We start from the raw sequence: 19,420 nt of genomic DNA on the forward strand, positions 1-19,420 counted from the left end.
CGTGGCGGGCCGACTTCAGGATCTAGCTTTCGCCTTCGTCGGTGGAGGAGTCGGAGCCAGGCGCCTGCACCTTCACGTTGAGCGCGTTCTTGCCGATGTACTCGTTGTTCGCCTCAGTCGCCGCGCAGAACGCCGCGTACTTGATGAGGCTCTCGCAGATCTGCCCGACGGCACTCGACAGACCGTGTACGCCGGTGACGAACACCTGCGCCCCCTTGACGTACTCGGGTGAGAACCTGTTCCAGGTCTCGTCCGTCTCGCCGTTGACCAGCGGTGCGTACGTCACGTACTCCTCGCTGTTGCGTGCGAACACATGGATGCTCTCCCTGAGGTCGTCGAAGTGGTTCGCGGCGCCGTACAGGCTCTGGGTGTCGACCGCGATCCTGGTGTCCGGGCCGAAGCCGAACGAGTTCGAACCGCCGCCGCCGGACGAACTGCCACCGGAGCCGCTGCTGCTGCCACCACCACCACCACCACCAGGATTGGACTTCGTTGCCATGGGTATCAGTCCCTGATGTTCATCGCGTCGCGGGTAGCGTCCTGCAACTGCGGCTCGGGCAGCAGCAGCGACTGGATGTCGATCTCACCGGAGAACAACTTCTGAGCGTCCACACCGGGCGGCAGCGACGGCGCGATCACCTCGGCCGCTTCGCGTGTCGCCTGCTGCTGGGCGTCGGTGATGGCTTTCAGCACGGCGCCGGCCAGTTCGGTGGGTGTCATGCGCTTGTAAGCGCCGGTAGGGAACTTGATGTCCTTCACGACACCGCCGTGGCCCACCGTCACCGCGACGGTCTGCCGGGGAGCTGCCACCGTGCAGGAGATCTCCTGCAAGCGCCGCTGCGTCTCGTGCACCTCGGCGAACTGCTTGCGGTACTCCGCCATGAGGTGCTCGAGCTGTTCCGAATGCGAAGCCGTCACGTGCACCTTCCTCACCATCTGAAACCGATCAGCACCTTGGCTCAAGAGTGCAACCCGACCTGCGGAAATCACACTGAATCCGCCCGACGCTGCCCTCACACGCAATGCGGGTGCAGGAACGTCCGTTCGAACACTCGACGTCGGGCGGTACGGACCGCGCTGTCGCGGGCAGGCCCGCGGCCCGCGAACACGCAGCACCAGGACCCTGCTTCGCCACGTGCTCGCGACACCATCGCGCTTGGACGAGGAGTGACCCACGCGATCGACCGCGGAGACAAGTCTGGGAGGTCAGGAGACCTGGACGGTCAACCGGCGCTGACCACCGCCACCACGGCGATCAGCACGACGCTGGTAACCGCGCCCGCCGCCCGCCGTGCGAGCGCCGGACGTTCGATGGACCTGATCATCACGTCAAACCAGGGCGGAACACGGTCAACTGCCTGGTGGGTACCCCGAACGGATCACCGGGCTTCGTCGACCTCATCACGATGACCGGCAACCAATCGCGACGATGCTCACCAGGTCTACTTCGGATTCCCGGACCCGGCTCCGGTCGGCCCGGTACCGGACCGGTCGTCATACGGGCGTTGGCGACATCGTTCGCGGCCGCGCAACGGCGGCCTCAGCACAGTGGCCGCCGTGAAATCATTGAAGCTACCCGCGTGCCGAACGCCGCCACCGTAGCCGCCGCCGTTGAAACCCACCACGGTCACCGCGGTCGGCCAGGCCTACCACTGCATCCTCGACAACCGCTGAGGACCGCCGACGAGGTCTTTCGCTCGCGCGAGTTCCTGCTGCGCCGCGTCGGGTTGATCGCCGCCAACCCAGCACTGGCCGAACGAGACCTGATCAAGCTCGCCGACATCGCCGGCGCACGGGCGCGGGCGCTCGAGGGTCGCGGCGTCGAGTCCGGCGAGGCGCGCTTCATCGCCGACGTGGCGATCGCGATCGCCCTGCGCGCCACGTCCTGCTGGATACGTCAGTGATCGACCGGCTGGAGAAGGCGGCGTTCGCCTATCGGGAACCGTCGAAGTCCGACCGCCGCCAAGTCTTCGTGACAGCGGTGCACGAGCGGGCCCAACAGGCAGTGGACCTGTACGCCCCGCTGTTCACCCGCATATCGCGGGTCCTGACCGCCTACACCGACGAACAGGTCGAGACCCTGCGCAGGTTCGCCGAGCAGACGGTCCAGGCCCTGCGGGAGGAAACCGACCGGCTCACCGAAGGGTGAGACCAGTCCGGCTACCCGGGCGGTCCGCGTGGGTCGCCGCGGCGGACCACCGACAGGTCGCCGGTGATCGCCACATCGCCGTCCTGGTCCGTGCGGAGGACTTTCGCGCCCGCCGCCACCAGTCGTGCGACCGTCGTGGGGTTCGGGTGGCCGTAGCGGTTTCCCGCCCCGACACTCACCACCGCTATCCGGGGCCGGACAGCGTCGAGGAACTCCTTTGCCGTGTAACGACTTCCGTGGTGCGGCACTTTGAGCACGTCGGCAGTCAGGTCGGTCGCGTCGTCCAGCAGGTCGGTCTGTGCCGCCAGTTCGACGTCTCCGGTCAGCAGGATCCGCCCGCCGCCGGTCGTCGCCCTCAGGACCAGTGATCCGTTGTTGATCTCGGTTCCGCTCGCTTCCCCTTCCTGACGGGTGTCGACGTGCCGCGGGCCGAGGACCTCGATCCGCAGACCCGGCCAGTCCAACTGTTGCCCGGCGGACAGCCAGGACACCGGCACTTCCGATCGCGCGGCCTGGGTGCGCACATCCCGCCACGCCCACACCGGCAGCCTGCCGGAGCCGACGGCCACCGCGCCTACTTCCTGATCGTCCAGCACCCCGGACAGTCCTCCTACGTGATCGGCGTGCAGGTGCGTGAGGATCACCAGCGGAATCCGCGACACCCCGAGCCGGTCCAGACATCCGGCGACCGCTCCGGGATCCGGTCCGGTGTCGACCAGCACAGCACGCCCCGGTTCGCCTGTCGCCAGGACGACCGCGTCCCCCTGGCCGACGTCGCAGGCCACGGTCGACCACCCCGCAGGCGGCCACCCCGGCGCCAGCATGCGCCCCGGTACCACCACGACCAGCAGGCCCAACGCCACCGCGATGATCAGGGCACGGACTCGTTTGAGCCGCACCAGGAGTACGACGGCGACGAGCACCAACGCCAGCAGCGCACCTCCCCACCACCCGGTCGGCCACTGCATCGACCCGCCGGGGATCGCCGCGGCATGCCGCGCGACCTGGATCATCCAGTACAGCTCCGGCGCGGCCAGCCAGGCGAGTGCCTCGCCGAGCCACGGCAGGATCCCCGCGACGAGCGCGACGAGCAGTCCCAGCACGGTCGCCGGGGCGACCACCGGCGCCGCCAGCAGGTTCGCCGCGACCGCCGTCAAGCTGATCTGCCCGCTCATTCCCGCGATGACCGGCGCTGTCACCAGGTGCGCGGCAGCGGGAACCGCCACGGCCTCCGCGATCATCCGCGGGACGCCACGACCGGTCATCGTCCGCGTCCACCTCGTGGCCAGCAGGACCAGACCACCGGTCGCGAGGACCGACAAGGCGAACCCGAAACTCGTGGCCATCATCGGGTCGTGCAGCACCAGCACGATGACCGAGATCGCCAGGGCGGGCAACGCGGCCCGTTCCCGCCCGACCACCAGCGCCAGCAACCCGACGCCGCCCATCACCGCGGCCCGAAGAACACTCGGCTCCGGCCCGGCCAGCACAACGAAGCCCAGGAGCGTCAACCCGGCACCCGCCGCACACAGCCGCGGCCCCAACCGCAACGTCCGCAGCAGCAGCAAAGTCGCCACGCCCACGATGGCGAGGTTGGCTCCGCTCACGGCCAACAGATGCGCCGTTCCCGCCGCACGGAACTCATCGACCACACGATGCGGAAGCCCGGAGGTGTCACCGACCACCAGCGCGGGCAGCAGCCCAGCCGATTCCGCCGACAACACACCACCTGCCGCCGTACGAAGCCCCGCGCGCAACCCCTCGGCCGCCCGCTGCCACGCCGGTGCGGGCACGACGCCTTCCGGCGGTCCACGAACCCGCAGCACTGCGACGACCGTGTCGCCGGGCGCCAACTGGCCTTCGGCACGAAGTTCCTGCCCAGGCAACAGGTTCGCCCACCCACCCGTCGGAACGAGCAGAACCACCGACCCCGTCGACGGCACAGGGTGCCCCTTCACCTCGGCGTGACGCACGTCCGCGGACACCGATGCCAGTCGTGCACCAGCCTGCTGCCCACCGAACCCCTCGGAGAAGATGGGTCGTGGGCGGTCGGACAGGACGACTGCCAGTCGGGCCGTCTCACCCCGTGCCGCGTGTTCCCGAAGCGGATCGTGCTCCCACGAACGCAACCGCAACGCGGTCGGCATGACCGCGAGGGCACCACACACCACCAGGGACCATCCCATCCCCCGGCGCAACCACCTCGCACGCGCATCACCGTCCAGCCATGACACCGGCAACCAGCTACGAAGGACGCAGAGCCCGAGCGTCGCGCCCACGACTCCGATCACGACCGCGAGCCACCAGCTGACAAGCAAGCCTGAGAAACCCGACAGCCACACCACCACAGCAGCCGGTGCCAACCGCCAATCCCACTTGCGTGATGGCTCGAGCACACCTCGGTCCAGCAAAACACTCACCTCCTCGGGGAACCGATTCGTTGACGGTCAGGAACATCCACCGTGTCGTGTCGTAGCACCGGCGATGCCGAGCGCCGGGCGGCCGGTAGTCGCAAGAACCGAGTCGACCTGGCTTCACGGATAGCCCGGCGCGCTCTGCGAGCACTACACGCACGGTGCTCGACCGGCGCAACCGGTTGGAGACGCACAAGGCGGCAGTGCGGTCCGTGAACTCAAGAAGCAGGTCGGCAAGGCTCCAGACATGGCGGGAATCGCACCCCCGTGAATCCTCACCAGCCGAAGCGGCACGCCACTCGCTGCTGGTGACCAGGTTGCTGTCGCGGATCGGGACGGTCCTCGGCGCCACCGCCGCGATCAGGGACGTGTTCGAGGCGCCCACCCCACGCGGCCTGCTGCACCGGTTGTCCAAGACCGACCGGCCCGCGCTGGCCCGGGCGGACCGCTCCGGCCCGTTGCCGTTGTCCTACGCCCAGCGCAGGTTGTGGTTCCTGCACCGGCTCGACGGCCCGAGTTCCGCGTACAACATCCGGTCTGTGCTGCGGCTCAGCGGTGAGCTGAACGTGCCCGCGCTGCGGCGTGCACTGTCCGATGTGGTCGAATGGCACGAGAGCCTGCGCACGGCGTTCACCGAGGAGGCGCAGGTCGTCCTGCCGGACGCGTTGCGCGCCACGGCCGAGCACGGGTTCGATCTCACGGGGGCGATCCCGATCCGCGCGGCGATGTTCAACGTCGCCGACGGCGACCACGTTCTGCTCGTGCTGATGCACCACATCGCCGGTGACGAATGGTCGGTCGGCCCGCTGTTCTCGGACCTGGGGCACGCCTACCACTCTGGACATGGCGAGTCGCCGAGATCACCGACGGTGGCCGGAATCCGAACCCCAAGAAGCGGCAGTACGGCTGCGTCATGGATGTACGCCAGGATCAGGTCGAATCCGGCCACGCCAGCGCGCAATCCCCAGCGCCGTGCGGAAGGCTTCCGGGGCTGTCACGGTGGTAGGCGGAATTTGGCGATGAGGAGGACGCAGAGCAGCGTTGCGCACCAGATCGAGTGAGCCGGGGTGGTGGGCCAGCTGTGTTCCATGGGCAGGAGGGGAATGGTCATCGCACGGTCACCAGGTCCTTCAGTTTGGTGTATCGGGTTTCGCCGATTCCTTCTATCTCGCGGAGTTGCTCCACCGCCGCGAACAGGCCGTGTTCGGTTCGCCATTCGACGATGCGCTGGGCTGTGACCGCACCGACTCCCGGCAGGCCGTCGAGTTGGGCGACGGTGGCCGTGTTGATGTCGACCTTGGCCGGTTTGGCCTGCGGGGCCGTCATCGCCTCCGGTGGTGGCGGGACGCCGACGTAGATCTGTTCTCCGTCCGTCAGCCGACGGGCCATGTTCAGGGCCAACGAGTCCACATCGGACGCACCACCGGCCGCATCGACGGCGTCGGCGACTCGGGCTCCCTCGGATAAGGTGATGAGACCTGGTTTCGGCACTCGGCCGACGACGCTCACCACGATTCTTCCCGTTGCGGGACGGGTGCCACCGCTCGTCGCCGCGGCGGGCAACGGTGGCGGAGTCTCCTTTTCCGGTTGTGCCGCAATGATTCCGATGGTCGCGCAGGCCGCGACGACGGCTACGGCTGTGGCAACGACCGGTAGCCGGAGAGTGTTCAGGCGCGCTCTGACCGGGGAGCGCGGGCCGGGGGATTCCGGTGGGGTTTCGTCTATCCACTCGGGTGGCGGCTCTGCGGGGACCGCGCCGGTACGGGCCGCGGCCAGTTGCCGCAGGCGGGCTAGGGTGTCGGACTTCCCGGTGGGTTTTCGGCTCGGTGTGGTGACCATGTCTTCGACGCTATGCGGCTTGCCGGGTGGCCGCCTGGGGTGGGCTTTCCTGGTTGTGGACAACTCGCCGCTGTGGACAGGTCCGGAACCGGCTCCGCTTCTCCGGCGGGAATGTCGGTGGTGTGTGGTACGCGGTCAGTCCGGCAGGACCACGACGCCGAGCACGCCTGGACCTGTGTGAGCACCGATGACCGCGCCCAGTTCGGACACCACGCACCCGGAGGAGCGCGGAAGGCGTTCCTCCAGCCGGGTGGCCAGCTCCGCGGCTCGCTCCGGTGCCGCGAGGTGGTGCACGGCAATGGAAACAGGGCCACTGCCCGCCGAGTCGACGGCCAGGTCCACCAGCCGAGCGAGCGCGCGTCCGGTCGTCCGGACCTTCTCCAACGGCATGATCCGCCCGTCCGCCACGTGCAGCACGGGTTTGACCGACAGCGCGGTCCCGACCAGTGCGGCGGCCGCGCCGATGCGACCGCCGCGCCGCAGGTACTCCAGCGTCTCGACCATGAAATACGTCTTGGCCCGGGCGGCGGTGGTCACCGCCTCCGCTTCGACGTCGAGCGCTTTGGCGCCGCCGGCCGCCGCGGCCGCGGCGCGCAACGCGGCGAACCCCAGCCCCATCCCGGTCGTCCGGGCGTCCACCACGCGCACCTTGTCGGCACCGACCTCCTCGGCGGCCAGCCGCGCCGAGTCCCACGTCCCCGACAAGTGCCGCGACAGGTGCACGGACACCACGGCGGACGCACCCGCGTCCAGTTGCTCGCGGTAGACCTTGGCGAACTCGTGCGGCGACGGCCGTGACGTCGTGACCACCATGCGCTGCGACAACGCGGCGGCCAACTGGGTCGGGCCGATGTCGATGCCGTCCAGGCCCGTGCGGTCGTCCATCACGACGTGCAGGGGCACCACGCGCACCGAGTGGCGGGCCGCGAAGCCCTCCGGCAGGTGCGCTGTGGAGTCGGTGACGACGACAACAGCCATGATCGCCGAGCCTACGTCGATTTCGCGCCCGTGGCGGCGGCCAACTCGGCCAAAGCCAGTCCCACCACCTTGTGCGCGTCCCAGCCCCAGTGGATCCCGTCGATGTTGCCGTGCCCGCCGATGACGTGGTCCCCGGTCAGTTCGGCCAGGTCAAGAAGCGGAACACCGGCCGACGCGGCCCAGCGGGAGATGGCCGTCACGCCCGCTGCCCGACCGGTGTGCACACCCCGGTACGCGGGTGAGCGGTGTCTGGGCGGCAGCACACCGACAGCGGGCAGGGTCGGCCGCAGCGCCCGGATCGAGGTCAGGATCAGATCCAGGTACCGGACGGTCAACGCGGGCGGCAACGCCACGGGACGCCCCCGCATGACCTGCGCGAGCCAAGGCTGAGCGGCCAGGTAGCGGGCACGAGCCCAGCGACGCAGCCCGTCGGGCCGCATGTACCGCAGCCCCTGGCGCAAGTACGTCGGCAACGGCGAAGGCAGCGTGTCCATGCTGCCGACGCCGAGGACGAGCACGTCCGCCTTGGGCAGCAGCGTCCACACATGGGGATCACCGACGAGCGACCAGTACGCGTCGCGTGCCGTCCAGCCGAACCCGGCGACCAGGTCCGTCGTCCCACCCAGTTCCGCCGCGGCCACGTTGGGCCACAGCCGGGGCTCGTCGGCGGGCATCGGACCGTCCGGCCCGTGGAAGCTCAGCGAGTCGCCGAAGAACAGCAGGCGACTCATCCGGTGATGCCGGCGTTGTACGCGATCAGCCGCCAGGCGAGCCCGGTGCTGTCCCGCCTGGCCAGCACCGTCCAGTGGCAGTTGCCGATGCCGCCGAGCAGCGGCCAGTTGCGCACCGGCAGGCCGAGCAGCTTGCCGGTCAACGCCGTGATCAGCCCGCCGTGCGTGCCGAGGACGACGGTCTCCTCCTCCCCCGCGTCGAGGTCGGAGACGACCTCGACGGCACGGGCGGCGACCTCCACGCGGGACTCGCCGCCGGGCGGCGCCCAGGTCGCGTCGTTCTGCCACTGGGCGCGGGCGCCCGGGGAGATCGCGTCGACCTCGGCGCCCGTCATGCCCTGCCAGTCGCCGAGGTTGGTTTCACGCAAACGCTTGTCTATCCGCAGCGGGACCCCGGTCGCGTTCACGAACACCGTCGCGGTGTCCGTGGCTCGCCGCAGGTCGGACGCCACGACCAGATCCGGGGAGAACCGGGCCAACGCGGGCACCGCGAACCGTGCCTGGTTCCAGCCGACCTCGGTCAGTTCCGAGTCCAGGTGCCCCTGCATCCGGCTGGATGCGTTGTAGTCCGTCTCCCCGTGCCGCCACAGCACGAGGCGGCGAAGCGTCACGTCGTCTCCTGCCCGGGGCCGTCGGGCTCGAACTCGATCCGGGGGCAGTCCTTCCAGAGCCGCTCGAGCGAGTAGAACGAGCGTTCCTCGGTGTGCTGGACGTGCACGACCACGTCGACGAAGTCGAGCAGCACCCAGCGGCCCTCACGGGCGCCCTCGCGGCGGACCGGCTTGGTCCCCGCCTCGCGCATCTTCTCCTCGACGTTGTCGACGATCGCGCCGACCTGCCGCTCGTTCGGCGCTGAGGCGATCACGAAACAGTCGGTGATCACCAGTTGGTTGGACACGTCGAGAACGACGATGTCACTGGCCAGCTTGTCGGCAGCCGCGTTGGCCGCCACCAGCGCCAGCTTTCGTGCGTCGGGCGTAGCAGCCACATCTCTCCTTGTCCGGCCGTCAACGATGAGTACAGAGGGTACCGGGCGGCGCGGATCGGGTCGCGGGCTATTCCGGGCGGCAGCCGATGGTGCGCTCGGCGTACAGGTTGCGCTTCTGGATGTACTGCACCACGCCGTCGGGAACCAGGTACCAGACGGGTTCGCCGAGCGCGACGCGGTCGCGGCACGCGGTCGACGAGATCGCCATCGCGGGCACCTCGACCAGGCTGACCGAGCCGTCCGGCAGGTGGTGGTCGTCGAGGGTGTAGCCGGGCCTGGTCACGCCGATGAAATGGGCGAGGCCGAACAGCTTCTCGACGTCCCGCCACGACAGGATCTGCGCGAGCGCGTCCGCTCCGGTGATGAAGAACAGCTCCGCGTCCGGCCGCGCGGCCCGCAGGTCCTGCAACGTGTCGACGGTGAACGTGGGCCCGCCGCGGTCGATGTCCACGCGGCTGACCGAGAAACGCGGGTTGGACGCGGTCGCGACGACCGTCATCAGGTACCGGTCCTCGGCCGGGCTGACCTGGCGGTCGCCCTTCTGCCACGGCTCACCGGTCGGGACGAAGATCACCTCGTCCAGGTTGAACCGGGCTTGGACCTCGCTCGCCGCGACGAGGTGGCCGTGGTGCACGGGGTCAAAAGTGCCGCCCATGATCCCGATGCGACAGTTCGCCGACATAGCTCGGCAGAGTACGCGGCATCAACGCCGGTTGTGCGGCCATTACCTGCCGTTTTGCCCAATTGGGTGCCCATTTCACCTGATCACCCGGGCAGGATGGACGGCTATGAGGAGTTGGACACCCATGCACGGCCGGCCCTACCAGCCGACCCCGTACCACCCGCCGCGGATGCCGCAGAACGCCTCCCTCGCCGTCTCCGCCGACCTGCGGGAACGAATGAACCAGCGGCGCACTGTCCGTGCGTTCTCCGATGATCCCGTGCCCGAACAGGTCGTGCTCGACGCGATCGCCGTCGCCGCGACCGCCCCGTCCGGTGCGCACCAGCAGCCGTGGACGTACGTGCTGGTGACCAATCCCGAGACGCGGGCCGCCATCCGCAAGGCCGCGGAGGAAGAGGAGCAGCGCTCCTACGCGGGCCGGTTGGGCGAGGAGTGGCTCGCCGCGCTCGAACCGTTGGGCACGGACGAGCACAAGCCGCACCTCACCGACGCGCCTTACCTGATCGTCGTGTTCCAGCAGCGCTTCTACCTCGACGACAAGGGCGAGAGCCACAAGCACTACTACGTCGACGAGTCCGTGGGGATCTCGGTCGGCATGCTGCTGACGGCACTGCACCTGTCCGGGTTGTGCGCGCTCATCCACACGCCCAGCCCGATGAAGTTCCTGTCGGAGGTGCTGGGCAGGCCGCGCAACGAGAAGGCGTTCGCGGTGATCCCGGTCGGCTACCCGGCCGAGGGCGCGATGGTGCCCGACCTGGTCCGCAAGTCGCTCGACCAGGTGATCGTCCGGGCGTGACACAACCGGACGATCACCTGCTCGGCACTGTTACTCGGTGGGGGCGACGAGGTCGCCGTTGGCCGCGCTGAGCACCCTGATCGCCTCGACCGGGCAGGACTCCGCCGCGTCCACCACGACCTCGTCCTGGTCGACGACGTCGGCCAGCGCGTGCGAGCCGTCGGCCTCCAACTCGAAGTGGTCCGGCGCGATTCCGACGCACATCCCCGAAGAGATGCACGCGTGCCGATCGACCTCGAGCCGCCACTTTGTGTCGCTCACTCACGCACCTCCGACCAGGTGACCGGCAACTCTTGCAGGCCACGTACCAGGCGGCCATGTTTCCACGGCACGTCCTGGGCGTCCACGGCCAACGAGAGGTCGGGGAACCGCCTGACCAACGTTCCGAGTGCCACCTGGAGTTCCAGCCTGGCCAACTGGGCGCCGATGCAGTGGTGCACGCCGTGGCCGAAGGTCAGGTGCGGGTTGACCGGCCGGCCGAGCCGCAGTTCGTCGGCGTCGTCGAACAGGCGCTTGTCCCTGTTGGCGGCGGCGACGTCGGCGAAGACGCCTTCACCTGCGCGGACGGTGACGCCGCCGAGTTCGACGTCCTCCTTGGCGATCCGGACGAACCCCGCGGACGCGCCGAGCGGGGTGTGCCGCAGCAGCTCCTCCACCGCGGTGGTGACCATGTCGGGATTCGCCCGCAGCTTGGCCAGTTCGGCCGGGTGGGCGAGCAGGCTGTAGACGAAGTTGCCGATCTGGTTGGCGGTCGTCTCGTGTCCGGCGACGAGCAACCCGGCAGCGAGCCGGACGATCTCGTCGGAGGCGAGCCTGTCGTCGTTGTCGCGTGCCTGCATCATCGCGGTGAGCAGGTCGTCTTTGGGCTCGGTGCGGCGCTGGTCCAGCAGCCCGGCCATGTAGTCGTTGAGGTCCTGCTGCGCTTGTTCGATCTGTTCGGTGGTGTAGGCGGTGATCGCCAGCGCCGCGTCGGTCCAGGCGCGGAACTTCGTGCGGTCCTCGTAGGGGACGCCGAGCATCTCGCAGATCACCGTGATCGGCAGCGGCCACGACAGGCTGGCCATCAGATCGGCCGGGGAGCCCGTGGCGATCATGTCGTCGAGCAGCGCGTCGACGATCTGCTGGACACGTGGCCGGAGCGTCTCGACGCGCTTGGCGGTGAACGCCTTCGCGGCCAGCTTGCGCAGTCTGGTGTGGTCCGGTGGGTCCATGTCGAGGATGCCGCGGTCGGCTCTGATCAGCGCGGACGACCGGGGGACGTCCTTGCCGAAAGCCTCGGCCCGGCTGAACCGCAGATCGCCGAGGACGACCCGGACGTCCTCGTAGCGCCGGGCGAGCCAGGCCTCGCCGCCGTACGGCAGCCGGATCCGGACCAGCGGTTCGTCGTCCCCGAGCCCGGCCTGCTCGCTGGCGACGTCGAGCGCGACGTAGTCATCGGTGCCGGTCCCACCGAACGGAAAGTCGATCGAGTGTTCCGTAGTAGTCATCGACCTGCCCCTTCACGTTGTAAGCGCATGCTTACAACTTCGAAGGTACCGCCGGTGTAACCAACCGTCAACATACCGTCGCGCTACGCGTCCGTTTCGGACGGTATATCCCGAACCTGTTCCAGCAGCGTCCGGACAGCGGGCAACACGCACGCGATGACGTCGTCGCTGTCGGCACCGGCGAGCGGGTCGCTGCCTGCCACCGATCGCACGATGTCGATACCGACGATCCAGGCGAGCACCAGGTGCGCGCGCAATTCCGCGTTCGGCTCGCCGGTCAGCGCGGACAACGCGCGGATGTAGTCCTGGCCGAGTTGCCCGTGGATCTCCTTGGCCACCGAGTCCTCCCCGGAGGACCGCAGCATGATCTGGACCGCGCGATCACCGTGGCTGTCCTTGTCCAGCAGGCCGCGCAGCATCCGGGCGACGAGCAGTTCGCGCGGGGCTCGCGCGAGCTGGTCGCGGCCCGACCTGGCCACCACTGCCGCGAACAAGGCCTCCTTGCTGCCGAAGTACCGGAACAACAGCGCCTGGTTGACGCCCGCGCGCCGGGCAATGTCGCGTACGGTCGTGCGGTCGTAGCCGCGTTCGGCGAACAAATCCCTTGCGGCGTCGAGCAAAGCCTCTTTGCTCGCGGCCGAGTCGCGCTTGCGTGGTTCGGTCACTACCGCTCCTCAAACCGTACGAACGGTCCATTGGTACGAACTCGTGGGGAGTATCTAAGGTGCTACCGCGGCCAATACGGTAGAGGTGGAACCGTGAACGAACTACGCGAAGACGCCGAGCGCCATCTCAGGGCGCTCGCGGGCGACGGAGCCAGCCTGCGGGACGATCAGTGGACCGCGATCGAGGCGCTGGTCGCCCAGCACAGACGCGCGCTCGTCGTCCAGCGTACGGGGTGGGGCAAGTCGGCGGTCTACTTCGTGGCCACGGCGCTGCTGCGCGCCCGCGGCGCCGGGCCGACGGTGATCGTCTCGCCGCTGTTGGCGTTGATGCGCAACCAAGTCGAGGCCGCCGCGCGGGCGGGCGTGCACGCGGCCACGATCAACTCGGCCAACTCCGACCAGTGGCGCGAAGTCCAGGACTCGGTCAACGCCGGCGACGTCGACGTGCTGCTGGTCAGTCCGGAACGGCTGAACAACCCGGATTTCCGCGACAACGTGCTGCCGTCGCTGACGGCGTCGGCGGGGATGCTCGTCGTGGACGAGGCGCACTGCATCTCCGACTGGGGCCACGACTTCCGGCCGGACTACCGGCGCCTGCGCACACTGCTGACCGAACTGCCGCAAGGCGTCCCGGTGCTGGCGACCACCGCGACGGCCAACGACCGGGTGGTGCGGGACGTCGCGCAACAACTCGGGCTTGGACCGTCCGCAATGGACACGCTGGTGCTGCGCGGCGCGCTGGACAGGGAAAGCCTGCGGCTGGCCGTGGTGCGACTGCCGGACTCGGCGACGCGGCTGGCGTGGCTGGCCGAGCAGCTGCCGAACCTGCCCGGTTCGGGGATCATCTACACGCTGACGGTCGCGGCGGCCGAGGAAGTCGCTTCCTTCCTGCGTGAGCGAGGGTTCGAGTCGCGGGCGTACTCGGGCAAGACCGAGCAGGCCGAGCGGCTGCGAGCCGAGGAGGACCTGCTGGCCAACCGGGTCAAGGCGTTGGTGGCGACGTCCGCGCTCGGAATGGGGTTCGACAAGCCGGATCTCGGGTTCGTCGTGCACCTCGGCGCGCCGCAGTCGCCGATCGCGTACTACCAGCAGATCGGCCGCGCCGGTCGCGGTGTGGACAAGGCCGAGGTGCTGTTGCTGCCCGGCGCGGAGGACAGGGACATCTGGGCGTACTTCGCCTCGCTGGCCTTCCCACCGGAGCCGGTGGTGCGCCAGGTGCTCGACGCGTTGGCGCACGCGGAAGGGCCGATGTCCCTGCCCGCCTTGGAACCACGCGTGGACTTGTCGCGCTCGCGGCTCGAGGTCGTGCTGAAGGTGCTCGATGTGGACGGTGCGGTCCGGCGGGAGCGCGGCGGCTGGGTGCTGCTGGACAGCGACTGGAAGTACGACTCCGACCGGTACGCGCACGTGGCCGAGGCGCGCGTGGCCGAGCAGCAGGCGATGCTCGACTACCAGGCCACCACCGGCTGCCGGATGGAGTTCCTGTTGCGGCAGCTGGACGATCCACACGCGACCGCGTGCGGCCGGTGCGACAACTGCACCGGAAAAGTCTGGGACACGACGGTTTCCACACAGAGCGCGACCCAGGCTCGGGACCGGTTGCGCCGTCCCGGCGTCGAGGTGATGCCGCGCAGGCAATGGCCGCCGGGCATGGCGGCGCTCGGTGTTCCGTTGTCGGGCAAGATCGCCAAGGAACAACAGGCGCTGCCCGGCCGTGCGCTCGGGCGGTTGACCGACATCGGGTGGGGCAACCGGCTGCGGTCGATGCTGGGGACGGCGGCACCGGACGAGCCCGTGCCGGACGACGTGTTCGACGCCTGCGTGAAGGTGCTGTCGACGTGGAAGTGGGACACGCGACCGGTCGCGGTCGCCACCCTGTCTTCGGGCACACGGCCCAAGCTCATCCGCAGCCTGGGTGAGCGGCTCGCCGGGATCGGGCGGCTGGAGTTCCTCGGCGAAGTGGAGATCGCCGGGGGCGCCGACCGGCGCGGCAACAGCGCCCAGCGCCTGGCCGGTCTGTGGAACGCCATGCGCGTCCCGGATTCGCTTGCCTCGGGCGTGCGGGCCGCGGGCGGCCCGGTCCTGCTGGTGGACGACCAGATCGACACGGGCTGGACGATGGCCGTCGCCGCGAAGCTGCTGGCGGACGCGGGCGCGGTGGGGGTGTTGCCGTTCGCTCTGGCGACAACGACCTAGGAGGATGATCCGCCTCGCTTCGGCGATCACCGCGAGGTGTCATCGCGTCGGCGAGGGCACGGGTGGCCATGGCCTGGAGCGCGGTTCGCGAGCTGCGACCGGCTCCTTGGCGTGAAGTGGGGCGTCCGAGTCGGGACATGACCGGGTCTGGCAACTCGTCGAGCCGACAGGGCGGCCTCCGGGGGCATGAGCACATGGTGTCCCGAATATCCGGGAGGTTCAGCGGAATTTCGCGGTGTGTCGAGAGGCGGTCGCGCAGCGTGAAAGCGGTGGGAAACCTACTCATCGGGCGCGCTGTGTGGTTAGGTCCATCGCATGTCGGAGCAGGTGGCAGGGCCGGTTGAGCACAGGTTGCCGGTTCGCAAGCTGGTCGCGGCGAGCATCGGCAACGCGATCGAGTGGTACGACTGGACGGTCTACGCGACGTTCAGCACCTACATCGCGAGTGCGTTGTTCGCGCCGGGCAGTGCGGCGCTGATGGCGACGTTCGCCACGTACGCGTTGGCGTTCTTCTTCCGGCCGCTCGGCGGGTTCCTGCTGGGCAGGTTCGCCGACGTGCGTGGCCGCAAACCCGCGATGATCCTGACCATCGTGTTGATGGCGGGCGGGTCGCTCGCGATCGGGGTGCTGCCGACGTTCGCGGCGGTCGGCTGGCTGGCGCCGATCCTGTTGCTGCTCGCCCGGATCGCGCAGGGCATCTCGCTGGGCGGCGAGGTGTCGAACGCCTCCGCGTACCTCGGCGAGATCGCGCCGTCGTCCCGGCGTGGCCGGTATTCGGCGTTCTTCTACATCTCGACCGGGACGGCTGTGCTGATCGCGTCGCTGCTGGGGTACTTCCTGATCAGGATCCTCGGCAAGGCGGACATGGTCAGCTACGGCTGGCGGATCCCGTTCATCGTCGGCGGTGTGCTCGGCTTCGTCGGCCTGTGGCTGCGCCGCACGATCGACGAGACCGAACACTTCGAGAAGAGCAAGGACAAGGCGCGGAAAGTCTCGAACCCGTTGCTGGTGACGCTGAAGAACCACCCGAAGGCGGTGGGGCAGCTCATCGGCTACTCGATGCTGTCCACGCTCTGCTACTACACGTTCTTCAGCACGCTGACGCCGTTCGCGATCAACGCCAAGAAGGCGGCCGCTGACGACGTGTTCCTGGCGTTGTCGATCGGCACGGCGTTGTTCATCGCGTTGCAGTACCCGATGGGTGCGCTGTCGGATCGTTACGGCCGCAAACCGCAACTGTTGATCTGGTCGGCGGCGACGGCGGTGCTCATCGTGCCGCTGTCCACATTGATCACACCGGGTCTGGGCAATCTCATAGTGGTGTTCTGCGTGGGGTTGGGCCTGTACACGGCGATGACGTCGATCGCCCCGGCGATCATGAGCGAGATGTTCCCGACCGAGGTCAGGGCGCTCGGGATCGGCGCCTGGTACAACGTGACGGTCGCGGTCTTCGGCGGCACGGCCCCGTTGGTGAACACCGCCTTGTCGGACGCGGGCGTGTCGTACGTGTTCTTCTGGTACGTCGCCGTGGGCGCCGCTGTGGCGTTCTTCGTCATCCGCACCCTGCCCGAAACCCGGGGAATGGAGCTGAAGTAGGCGGTCTCAGAAGTTCCGGACGGGCACCAGGTCGTCGGCGTGTACGACCTCACGGCGTTGCTCCGCCGGAAGTTCGTGGCTCGACCTGCCGATGAGGGCGGGCAGTTCGACGGCGTCGAACGCGACGACGCCGCGGGCGACCACAGCGCCGGAGAGGTCCACGAGCTCCACCACGTCACCGGCGTCGAACTCGCCGTCGACGGCGGTGATGCCCGCGCTGAGCAGCGACCGGCGGCGGTGCACCACGGCCGTGACCGCGCCGTCGTCGAGCCAGAGACGACCAGTCGCGCCGGCGGCGTGACCGAGCCAGAAGCGACGCGCGGACAGGCGGGTCCCGGTCGCGGCGAACGCCGTACCGACGTCGGCCATGGTCAGCGCGCGTGGCACGTCCGCCGAAGCGGCCAGCAGGACGGGAATGCCCGCGGACGATGCCAGCCGGGCGGCGGCGAGCTTGGACGCCATGCCGCCGGTGCCGAGACCGGAAGCGCCCTGGGTTCCCGCTCGCACACCGTCCACATCGGAGTCTCCGGTGACCTCGTCGATCCTGCGGGCGGCACCGCGCCGGGGATCACCGTCGTACAAGGCGTCGACGTCGGACAGCAGGAACAGGCCATCCGCGCCGACGAGGTGCGCGACGAGCGCGGCGAGCCGGTCGTTGTCACCGAACCGGATCTCCTCGGTGGCCACGGTGTCGTTCTCGTTCACGACCGGCACGGTGTCCAGCGCGAGCAGCTTCGAGAACGTGCGCTGCGCGTTGCGGTAGTGCGAACGCCGCACGACGTCGTCTGCTGTGAGCAGGACCTGCCCGACTGTGAGCGAATACCGCCCGAAAGACGCGGCATAGGCGTGCGCCAGCGCCAACTGACCGACGGACGCGGCTGCTTGTTGCGTGGCCAGGTCACGCGGTCGGCGCGGGATGCCCAGCGGCGCGAGACCCGCGGCGATGGCGCCTGACGACACCAGCACGACCTGGCTCCCGGCCGCGCGGCGCGTGGCCAACGCGTCCACCAGGTAGTCCAGGCGTGCCGGATCCAGGCCACCCGCGGCGGTGGTCAGGGAAGATGAACCAACCTTGACGACGATCCTGCTCGCTCCGATGAGAGCTTCGCGGGTCGGTGATGTCACTCGTCCTCGTCCTCGACAGCAAGGCCGCGGCGCAGCCTGCGCTGCATCTTGCGCTCCGCCGCGCCCACTCGCTCGTTCTGCTCAAGCCGCACGTCGGTGCCACGCCCGGTCAGCATGGCCGCGACGCCGGGCGTGGACGGCTCCCAGTCGAAGGTCCACGACCCGATCGTGACGGCACACCCGGGCTGTGCGCCCATGGCAGCCAGCGTGTCCTCGACGCCCAGCCGGTTGAGCCGGTCGGCGAGGTATCCGACGGCTTCGTCGTTGTTGAAGTCCGTCTGCAGGACCCAGCGGTTCGGCCGCTCCCCGGTGACGATGAAGCCGGTGTCGTCGTCCGGGTCGGGGATGATCTCGAAACCCTTGTCGTCCACGGCTTTCGGCCGCAGGACGACCCTGGTGGTCTCGACGACCGGCTGGGCGGCCCGGTACTGCTCGACCACCTCGGCCAGCGCGAACGTCAGCTCCCGCAGGCCTTCCCTGGTCGCGGTGGAGATCTCGAACACCGGCCAGCCGCGTTGCTCGAAGTCCGGCCGGACGATGTCGGCGAGGTCCCGCGCGTCCGGGATGTCGATCTTGTTCAGCACCACGACCCTCGGCCGCGACGCCAGGTCGCCGCCGAGCGCCGGGGTGTAGCGCTCCAGCTCGGCCTCCAGCGCGTCCACATCGGACATCGGGTCGCGGTCGGGCTCGTAGGTCGCGCAGTCCACGACGTGCACGAGCACCGCGCACCGCTCGATGTGCCGCAGGAAGTCCAGGCCGAGCCCCTTGCCCTGGCTCGCGCCGGGGATCAGGCCGGGCACGTCGGCCATGGTGAAGACGTGGTCGCCGCTGGTGATCACACCGAGGTTCGGCACCAGCGTGGTGAAGGGGTAGTCCGCGATCTTCGGCCGGGCCGCGGACAGCACCGAGATCAGCGAGGACTTGCCTGCCGACGGGAACCCGACGAGGCCGACGTCGGCAACCGAACGCAACTCGAGGACGAGGTCACGCCGCTCCCCCGGCTCGCCGAGCAGGGCGAACCCGGGTGCTTTGCGCGCCTTGGACGCCAGCGCCGCGTTGCCGAGCCCACCGCGGCCACCCGCGGCCGCCACGAACTGGGTGCCGACGCCGACCAGGTCGGCGAGCACTTCGCCGTCCTCGGTCATGACGACCGTGCCGTCCGGGACCTTCAGCTCCAACGGCGCACCGTTGGCGCCGTCACGGTTGGCGCCCTGGCCGGGTTTGCCGTTGCCGCCGCTGGCGTTCGGCCGGAAGTGGAAGTCGAGAAGGGTGTGCACACCAGGGTCGACGACGAGGATCACGTCGCCGCCGTTTCCCCCGTTGCCGCCGTCGGGACCGCCGAGAGGCTTGTACTTCTCGCGGTGCACGGAGGCAACGCCGTTACCGCCGTCACCGGCGGCGACGTGAATCACCACGCGGTCGACGAATCGGGACACGGTGAAATCCTCTCTGGAACGCACGAGGGGGCGGGCCATCTGAGGCCCGCCCCCTGGTGATGCTTGGTTCTACTAGGCCGATACCTCGACCGGAACGATGTTCACGGTCTTGCGGCCGCGCTTCGCACCGAACTCGACCGCACCGGCGGCCAGCGCGAACAGCGTGTCGTCCTTGCCGCGGCCGACGTTCACGCCGGGGTGGAACTTGGTGCCGCGCTGGCGGATCAGGATCTCACCGGCCTTCACCACCTGACCGCCGTACCGCTTGACTCCCAGGTACTGCGCGTTGGAGTCACGGCCGTTACGAGAGCTCGATGCGCCCTTTTTGTGTGCCATGG

Annotated in this window: 21 protein-coding genes; 6 read left to right on the top strand and 15 right to left on the bottom strand. The window is 69.1% G+C overall.

Translation table 11 applies throughout. The annotated features are described in order from the left end of the window. Window positions 1-22 precede the first annotated feature (22 nt). Together ALI144C_RS33215 and ALI144C_RS33220 are read right to left on the bottom strand one after the other, a co-directional pair. Complete coding sequence (locus tag ALI144C_RS33215; protein ID WP_076991162.1) at window positions 23-499, bottom strand: hypothetical protein; 477 nt, start codon at window positions 497-499, stop codon at window positions 23-25. A gap of 5 nt (window positions 500-504) precedes the next feature. Then, window positions 505-918 carry a YbaB/EbfC family nucleoid-associated protein gene (locus ALI144C_RS33220; protein ID WP_168211407.1) on the bottom strand — a complete coding sequence of 138 codons (414 nt, stop codon included), beginning with the start codon at window positions 916-918 and terminating at the stop codon, window positions 505-507. Between the two features lie 662 nt (window positions 919-1,580). Here ALI144C_RS33220 and ALI144C_RS56875 point away from each other — a divergent pair. Both ALI144C_RS56875 and ALI144C_RS33230 read left to right on the top strand, forming a co-directional pair. Then, on the top strand, window positions 1,581-1,904 hold the full coding sequence (locus ALI144C_RS56875) for a hypothetical protein (RefSeq protein WP_202819122.1): 324 nt from the start codon (window positions 1,581-1,583) through the stop codon (window positions 1,902-1,904). Continuing rightward, complete coding sequence (locus tag ALI144C_RS33230) at window positions 1,901-2,149, top strand: hypothetical protein (RefSeq protein ID WP_076991164.1); 249 nt, start codon at window positions 1,901-1,903, stop codon at window positions 2,147-2,149. The genes ALI144C_RS56875 and ALI144C_RS33230 overlap by 4 nt, the downstream gene beginning before the upstream one ends. Window positions 2,150-2,160: 11 nt before the next feature. Here ALI144C_RS33230 and ALI144C_RS33235 read toward each other — a convergent pair whose 3' ends face one another. Further along, window positions 2,161-4,569, bottom strand: a complete 2,409-nt coding sequence (locus tag ALI144C_RS33235; protein WP_083753608.1) for a DNA internalization-related competence protein ComEC/Rec2 — start codon at window positions 4,567-4,569, stop codon at window positions 2,161-2,163. A gap of 302 nt (window positions 4,570-4,871) precedes the next feature. Here ALI144C_RS33235 and ALI144C_RS33240 point away from each other — a divergent pair, with 302 nt between their 5' ends. Beyond that, window positions 4,872-5,624, top strand: coding sequence for a condensation domain-containing protein (locus tag ALI144C_RS33240; RefSeq protein ID WP_076991165.1), 753 nt, complete (start codon window positions 4,872-4,874; stop codon window positions 5,622-5,624). A 46-nt stretch (window positions 5,625-5,670) separates the two neighbouring features. Here the strand turns inward: ALI144C_RS33240 and ALI144C_RS33245 are convergent, their stop codons facing one another. The 6 genes from ALI144C_RS33245 to nadD all read right to left on the bottom strand — a co-directional run bounded on the left by ALI144C_RS33245 (window position 5,671) and on the right by nadD (window position 9,781). Further along, the gene (locus ALI144C_RS33245) at window positions 5,671-6,402 is read right to left on the bottom strand and encodes a ComEA family DNA-binding protein (protein WP_076991166.1); all 732 of its coding nucleotides are present in this window, start codon (window positions 6,400-6,402) and stop codon (window positions 5,671-5,673) included. A gap of 135 nt (window positions 6,403-6,537) precedes the next feature. Then, window positions 6,538-7,380, bottom strand: coding sequence for a DegV family protein (locus ALI144C_RS33250; RefSeq protein WP_076991167.1), 843 nt, complete (start codon window positions 7,378-7,380; stop codon window positions 6,538-6,540). A gap of 11 nt (window positions 7,381-7,391) precedes the next feature. After that, complete coding sequence (gene octT / locus ALI144C_RS33255; RefSeq protein ID WP_076991168.1) at window positions 7,392-8,111, bottom strand: diglucosylglycerate octanoyltransferase; 720 nt, start codon at window positions 8,109-8,111, stop codon at window positions 7,392-7,394. Beyond that, the gene (locus ALI144C_RS33260; protein ID WP_076991169.1) at window positions 8,108-8,722 is read right to left on the bottom strand and encodes a histidine phosphatase family protein; all 615 of its coding nucleotides are present in this window, start codon (window positions 8,720-8,722) and stop codon (window positions 8,108-8,110) included. Before ALI144C_RS33260 ends, octT begins: the two co-directional genes overlap by 4 nt. Next, the gene (rsfS, locus tag ALI144C_RS33265; protein WP_054289465.1) at window positions 8,719-9,099 is read right to left on the bottom strand and encodes a ribosome silencing factor; all 381 of its coding nucleotides are present in this window, start codon (window positions 9,097-9,099) and stop codon (window positions 8,719-8,721) included. The genes ALI144C_RS33260 and rsfS overlap by 4 nt, the downstream gene beginning before the upstream one ends. A gap of 67 nt (window positions 9,100-9,166) precedes the next feature. After that, window positions 9,167-9,781 carry a nicotinate-nucleotide adenylyltransferase gene (gene nadD / locus ALI144C_RS33270; protein ID WP_076991170.1) on the bottom strand — a complete coding sequence of 205 codons (615 nt, stop codon included), beginning with the start codon at window positions 9,779-9,781 and terminating at the stop codon, window positions 9,167-9,169. 124 nt (window positions 9,782-9,905) lie between these two features. Here nadD and ALI144C_RS33275 point away from each other — a divergent pair, with 124 nt between their 5' ends. Next, complete coding sequence (locus ALI144C_RS33275) at window positions 9,906-10,577, top strand: nitroreductase family protein (protein ID WP_237774440.1); 672 nt, start codon at window positions 9,906-9,908, stop codon at window positions 10,575-10,577. A gap of 30 nt (window positions 10,578-10,607) precedes the next feature. Here the strand turns inward: ALI144C_RS33275 and ALI144C_RS33280 are convergent, their stop codons facing one another. The 3 genes from ALI144C_RS33280 to ALI144C_RS33290 form a co-directional block, all read right to left on the bottom strand. Continuing rightward, window positions 10,608-10,838 carry a ferredoxin gene (locus ALI144C_RS33280; protein WP_076991172.1) on the bottom strand — a complete coding sequence of 77 codons (231 nt, stop codon included), beginning with the start codon at window positions 10,836-10,838 and terminating at the stop codon, window positions 10,608-10,610. Continuing rightward, window positions 10,835-12,064 (bottom strand): cytochrome P450, encoded by a 1,230-nt coding sequence (locus ALI144C_RS33285; protein WP_076991173.1) that lies wholly within the window; start codon window positions 12,062-12,064, stop codon window positions 10,835-10,837. Before ALI144C_RS33285 ends, ALI144C_RS33280 begins: the two co-directional genes overlap by 4 nt. An 83-nt stretch (window positions 12,065-12,147) precedes the next feature. After that, the gene (locus ALI144C_RS33290) at window positions 12,148-12,729 is read right to left on the bottom strand and encodes a TetR/AcrR family transcriptional regulator (protein ID WP_076991174.1); all 582 of its coding nucleotides are present in this window, start codon (window positions 12,727-12,729) and stop codon (window positions 12,148-12,150) included. A gap of 93 nt (window positions 12,730-12,822) precedes the next feature. On the opposite strand from ALI144C_RS33290, the gene ALI144C_RS33295 reads away from it, so the two are divergent. Both ALI144C_RS33295 and ALI144C_RS33300 read left to right on the top strand, forming a co-directional pair. Further along, window positions 12,823-14,925: a RecQ family ATP-dependent DNA helicase gene (locus tag ALI144C_RS33295; protein ID WP_076991175.1), complete on the top strand. Its 2,103-nt coding sequence runs from the start codon at window positions 12,823-12,825 to the stop codon at window positions 14,923-14,925. A gap of 315 nt (window positions 14,926-15,240) precedes the next feature. Continuing rightward, window positions 15,241-16,521, top strand: coding sequence for an MFS transporter (locus ALI144C_RS33300; protein ID WP_076991176.1), 1,281 nt, complete (start codon window positions 15,241-15,243; stop codon window positions 16,519-16,521). Between the two features lie 6 nt (window positions 16,522-16,527). On the opposite strand, the gene proB is transcribed toward ALI144C_RS33300, so the two are convergent. The 3 genes from proB to rpmA all read right to left on the bottom strand — a co-directional run bounded on the left by proB (window position 16,528) and on the right by rpmA (window position 19,418). Further along, complete coding sequence (gene proB, locus ALI144C_RS33305; protein ID WP_076991177.1) at window positions 16,528-17,646, bottom strand: glutamate 5-kinase; 1,119 nt, start codon at window positions 17,644-17,646, stop codon at window positions 16,528-16,530. Continuing rightward, window positions 17,643-19,082 carry a GTPase ObgE gene (gene obgE / locus ALI144C_RS33310; RefSeq protein WP_237774441.1) on the bottom strand — a complete coding sequence of 480 codons (1,440 nt, stop codon included), beginning with the start codon at window positions 19,080-19,082 and terminating at the stop codon, window positions 17,643-17,645. The genes proB and obgE overlap by 4 nt, the downstream gene beginning before the upstream one ends. Window positions 19,083-19,154: 72 nt before the next feature. After that, on the bottom strand, window positions 19,155-19,418 hold the full coding sequence (gene rpmA / locus ALI144C_RS33315; protein ID WP_076991179.1) for a 50S ribosomal protein L27: 264 nt from the start codon (window positions 19,416-19,418) through the stop codon (window positions 19,155-19,157). Between the last annotated feature and the right edge of the window lie 2 nt (window positions 19,419-19,420).

Source organism: Actinosynnema sp. ALI-1.44 (genome assembly GCF_001984155.1).
Lineage (GTDB): Bacteria > Actinomycetota > Actinomycetes > Mycobacteriales > Pseudonocardiaceae > Kibdelosporangium.

Bases quoted from the DNA above. Each gene is read 5' to 3' on its own strand.
- ALI144C_RS33275 (WP_237774440.1), top strand. From the start codon at position 9,906: ATGCACGGCCGGCCCTACCAGCCGACCCCGTACCACCCGCCGCGGATG.
- ALI144C_RS33300 (WP_076991176.1), top strand. From the start codon at position 15,241: ATGTCGGAGCAGGTGGCAGGGCCGGTTGAGCACAGGTTGCCGGTTCGC.
- ALI144C_RS33250 (WP_076991167.1), bottom strand. From the start codon at position 7,380: ATGGCTGTTGTCGTCGTCACCGACTCCACAGCGCACCTGCCGGAGGGC.
- nadD (WP_076991170.1), bottom strand. From the start codon at position 9,781: ATGTCGGCGAACTGTCGCATCGGGATCATGGGCGGCACTTTTGACCCC.
- rpmA (WP_076991179.1), bottom strand. From the start codon at position 19,418: ATGGCACACAAAAAGGGCGCATCGAGCTCTCGTAACGGCCGTGACTCC.
- ALI144C_RS33245 (WP_076991166.1), bottom strand. From the start codon at position 6,402: ATGGTCACCACACCGAGCCGAAAACCCACCGGGAAGTCCGACACCCTA.
- octT (WP_076991168.1), bottom strand. From the start codon at position 8,111: ATGAGTCGCCTGCTGTTCTTCGGCGACTCGCTGAGCTTCCACGGGCCG.
- ALI144C_RS33215 (WP_076991162.1), bottom strand. From the start codon at position 499: ATGGCAACGAAGTCCAATCCTGGTGGTGGTGGTGGTGGTGGCAGCAGC.
- ALI144C_RS33285 (WP_076991173.1), bottom strand. From the start codon at position 12,064: ATGACTACTACGGAACACTCGATCGACTTTCCGTTCGGTGGGACCGGC.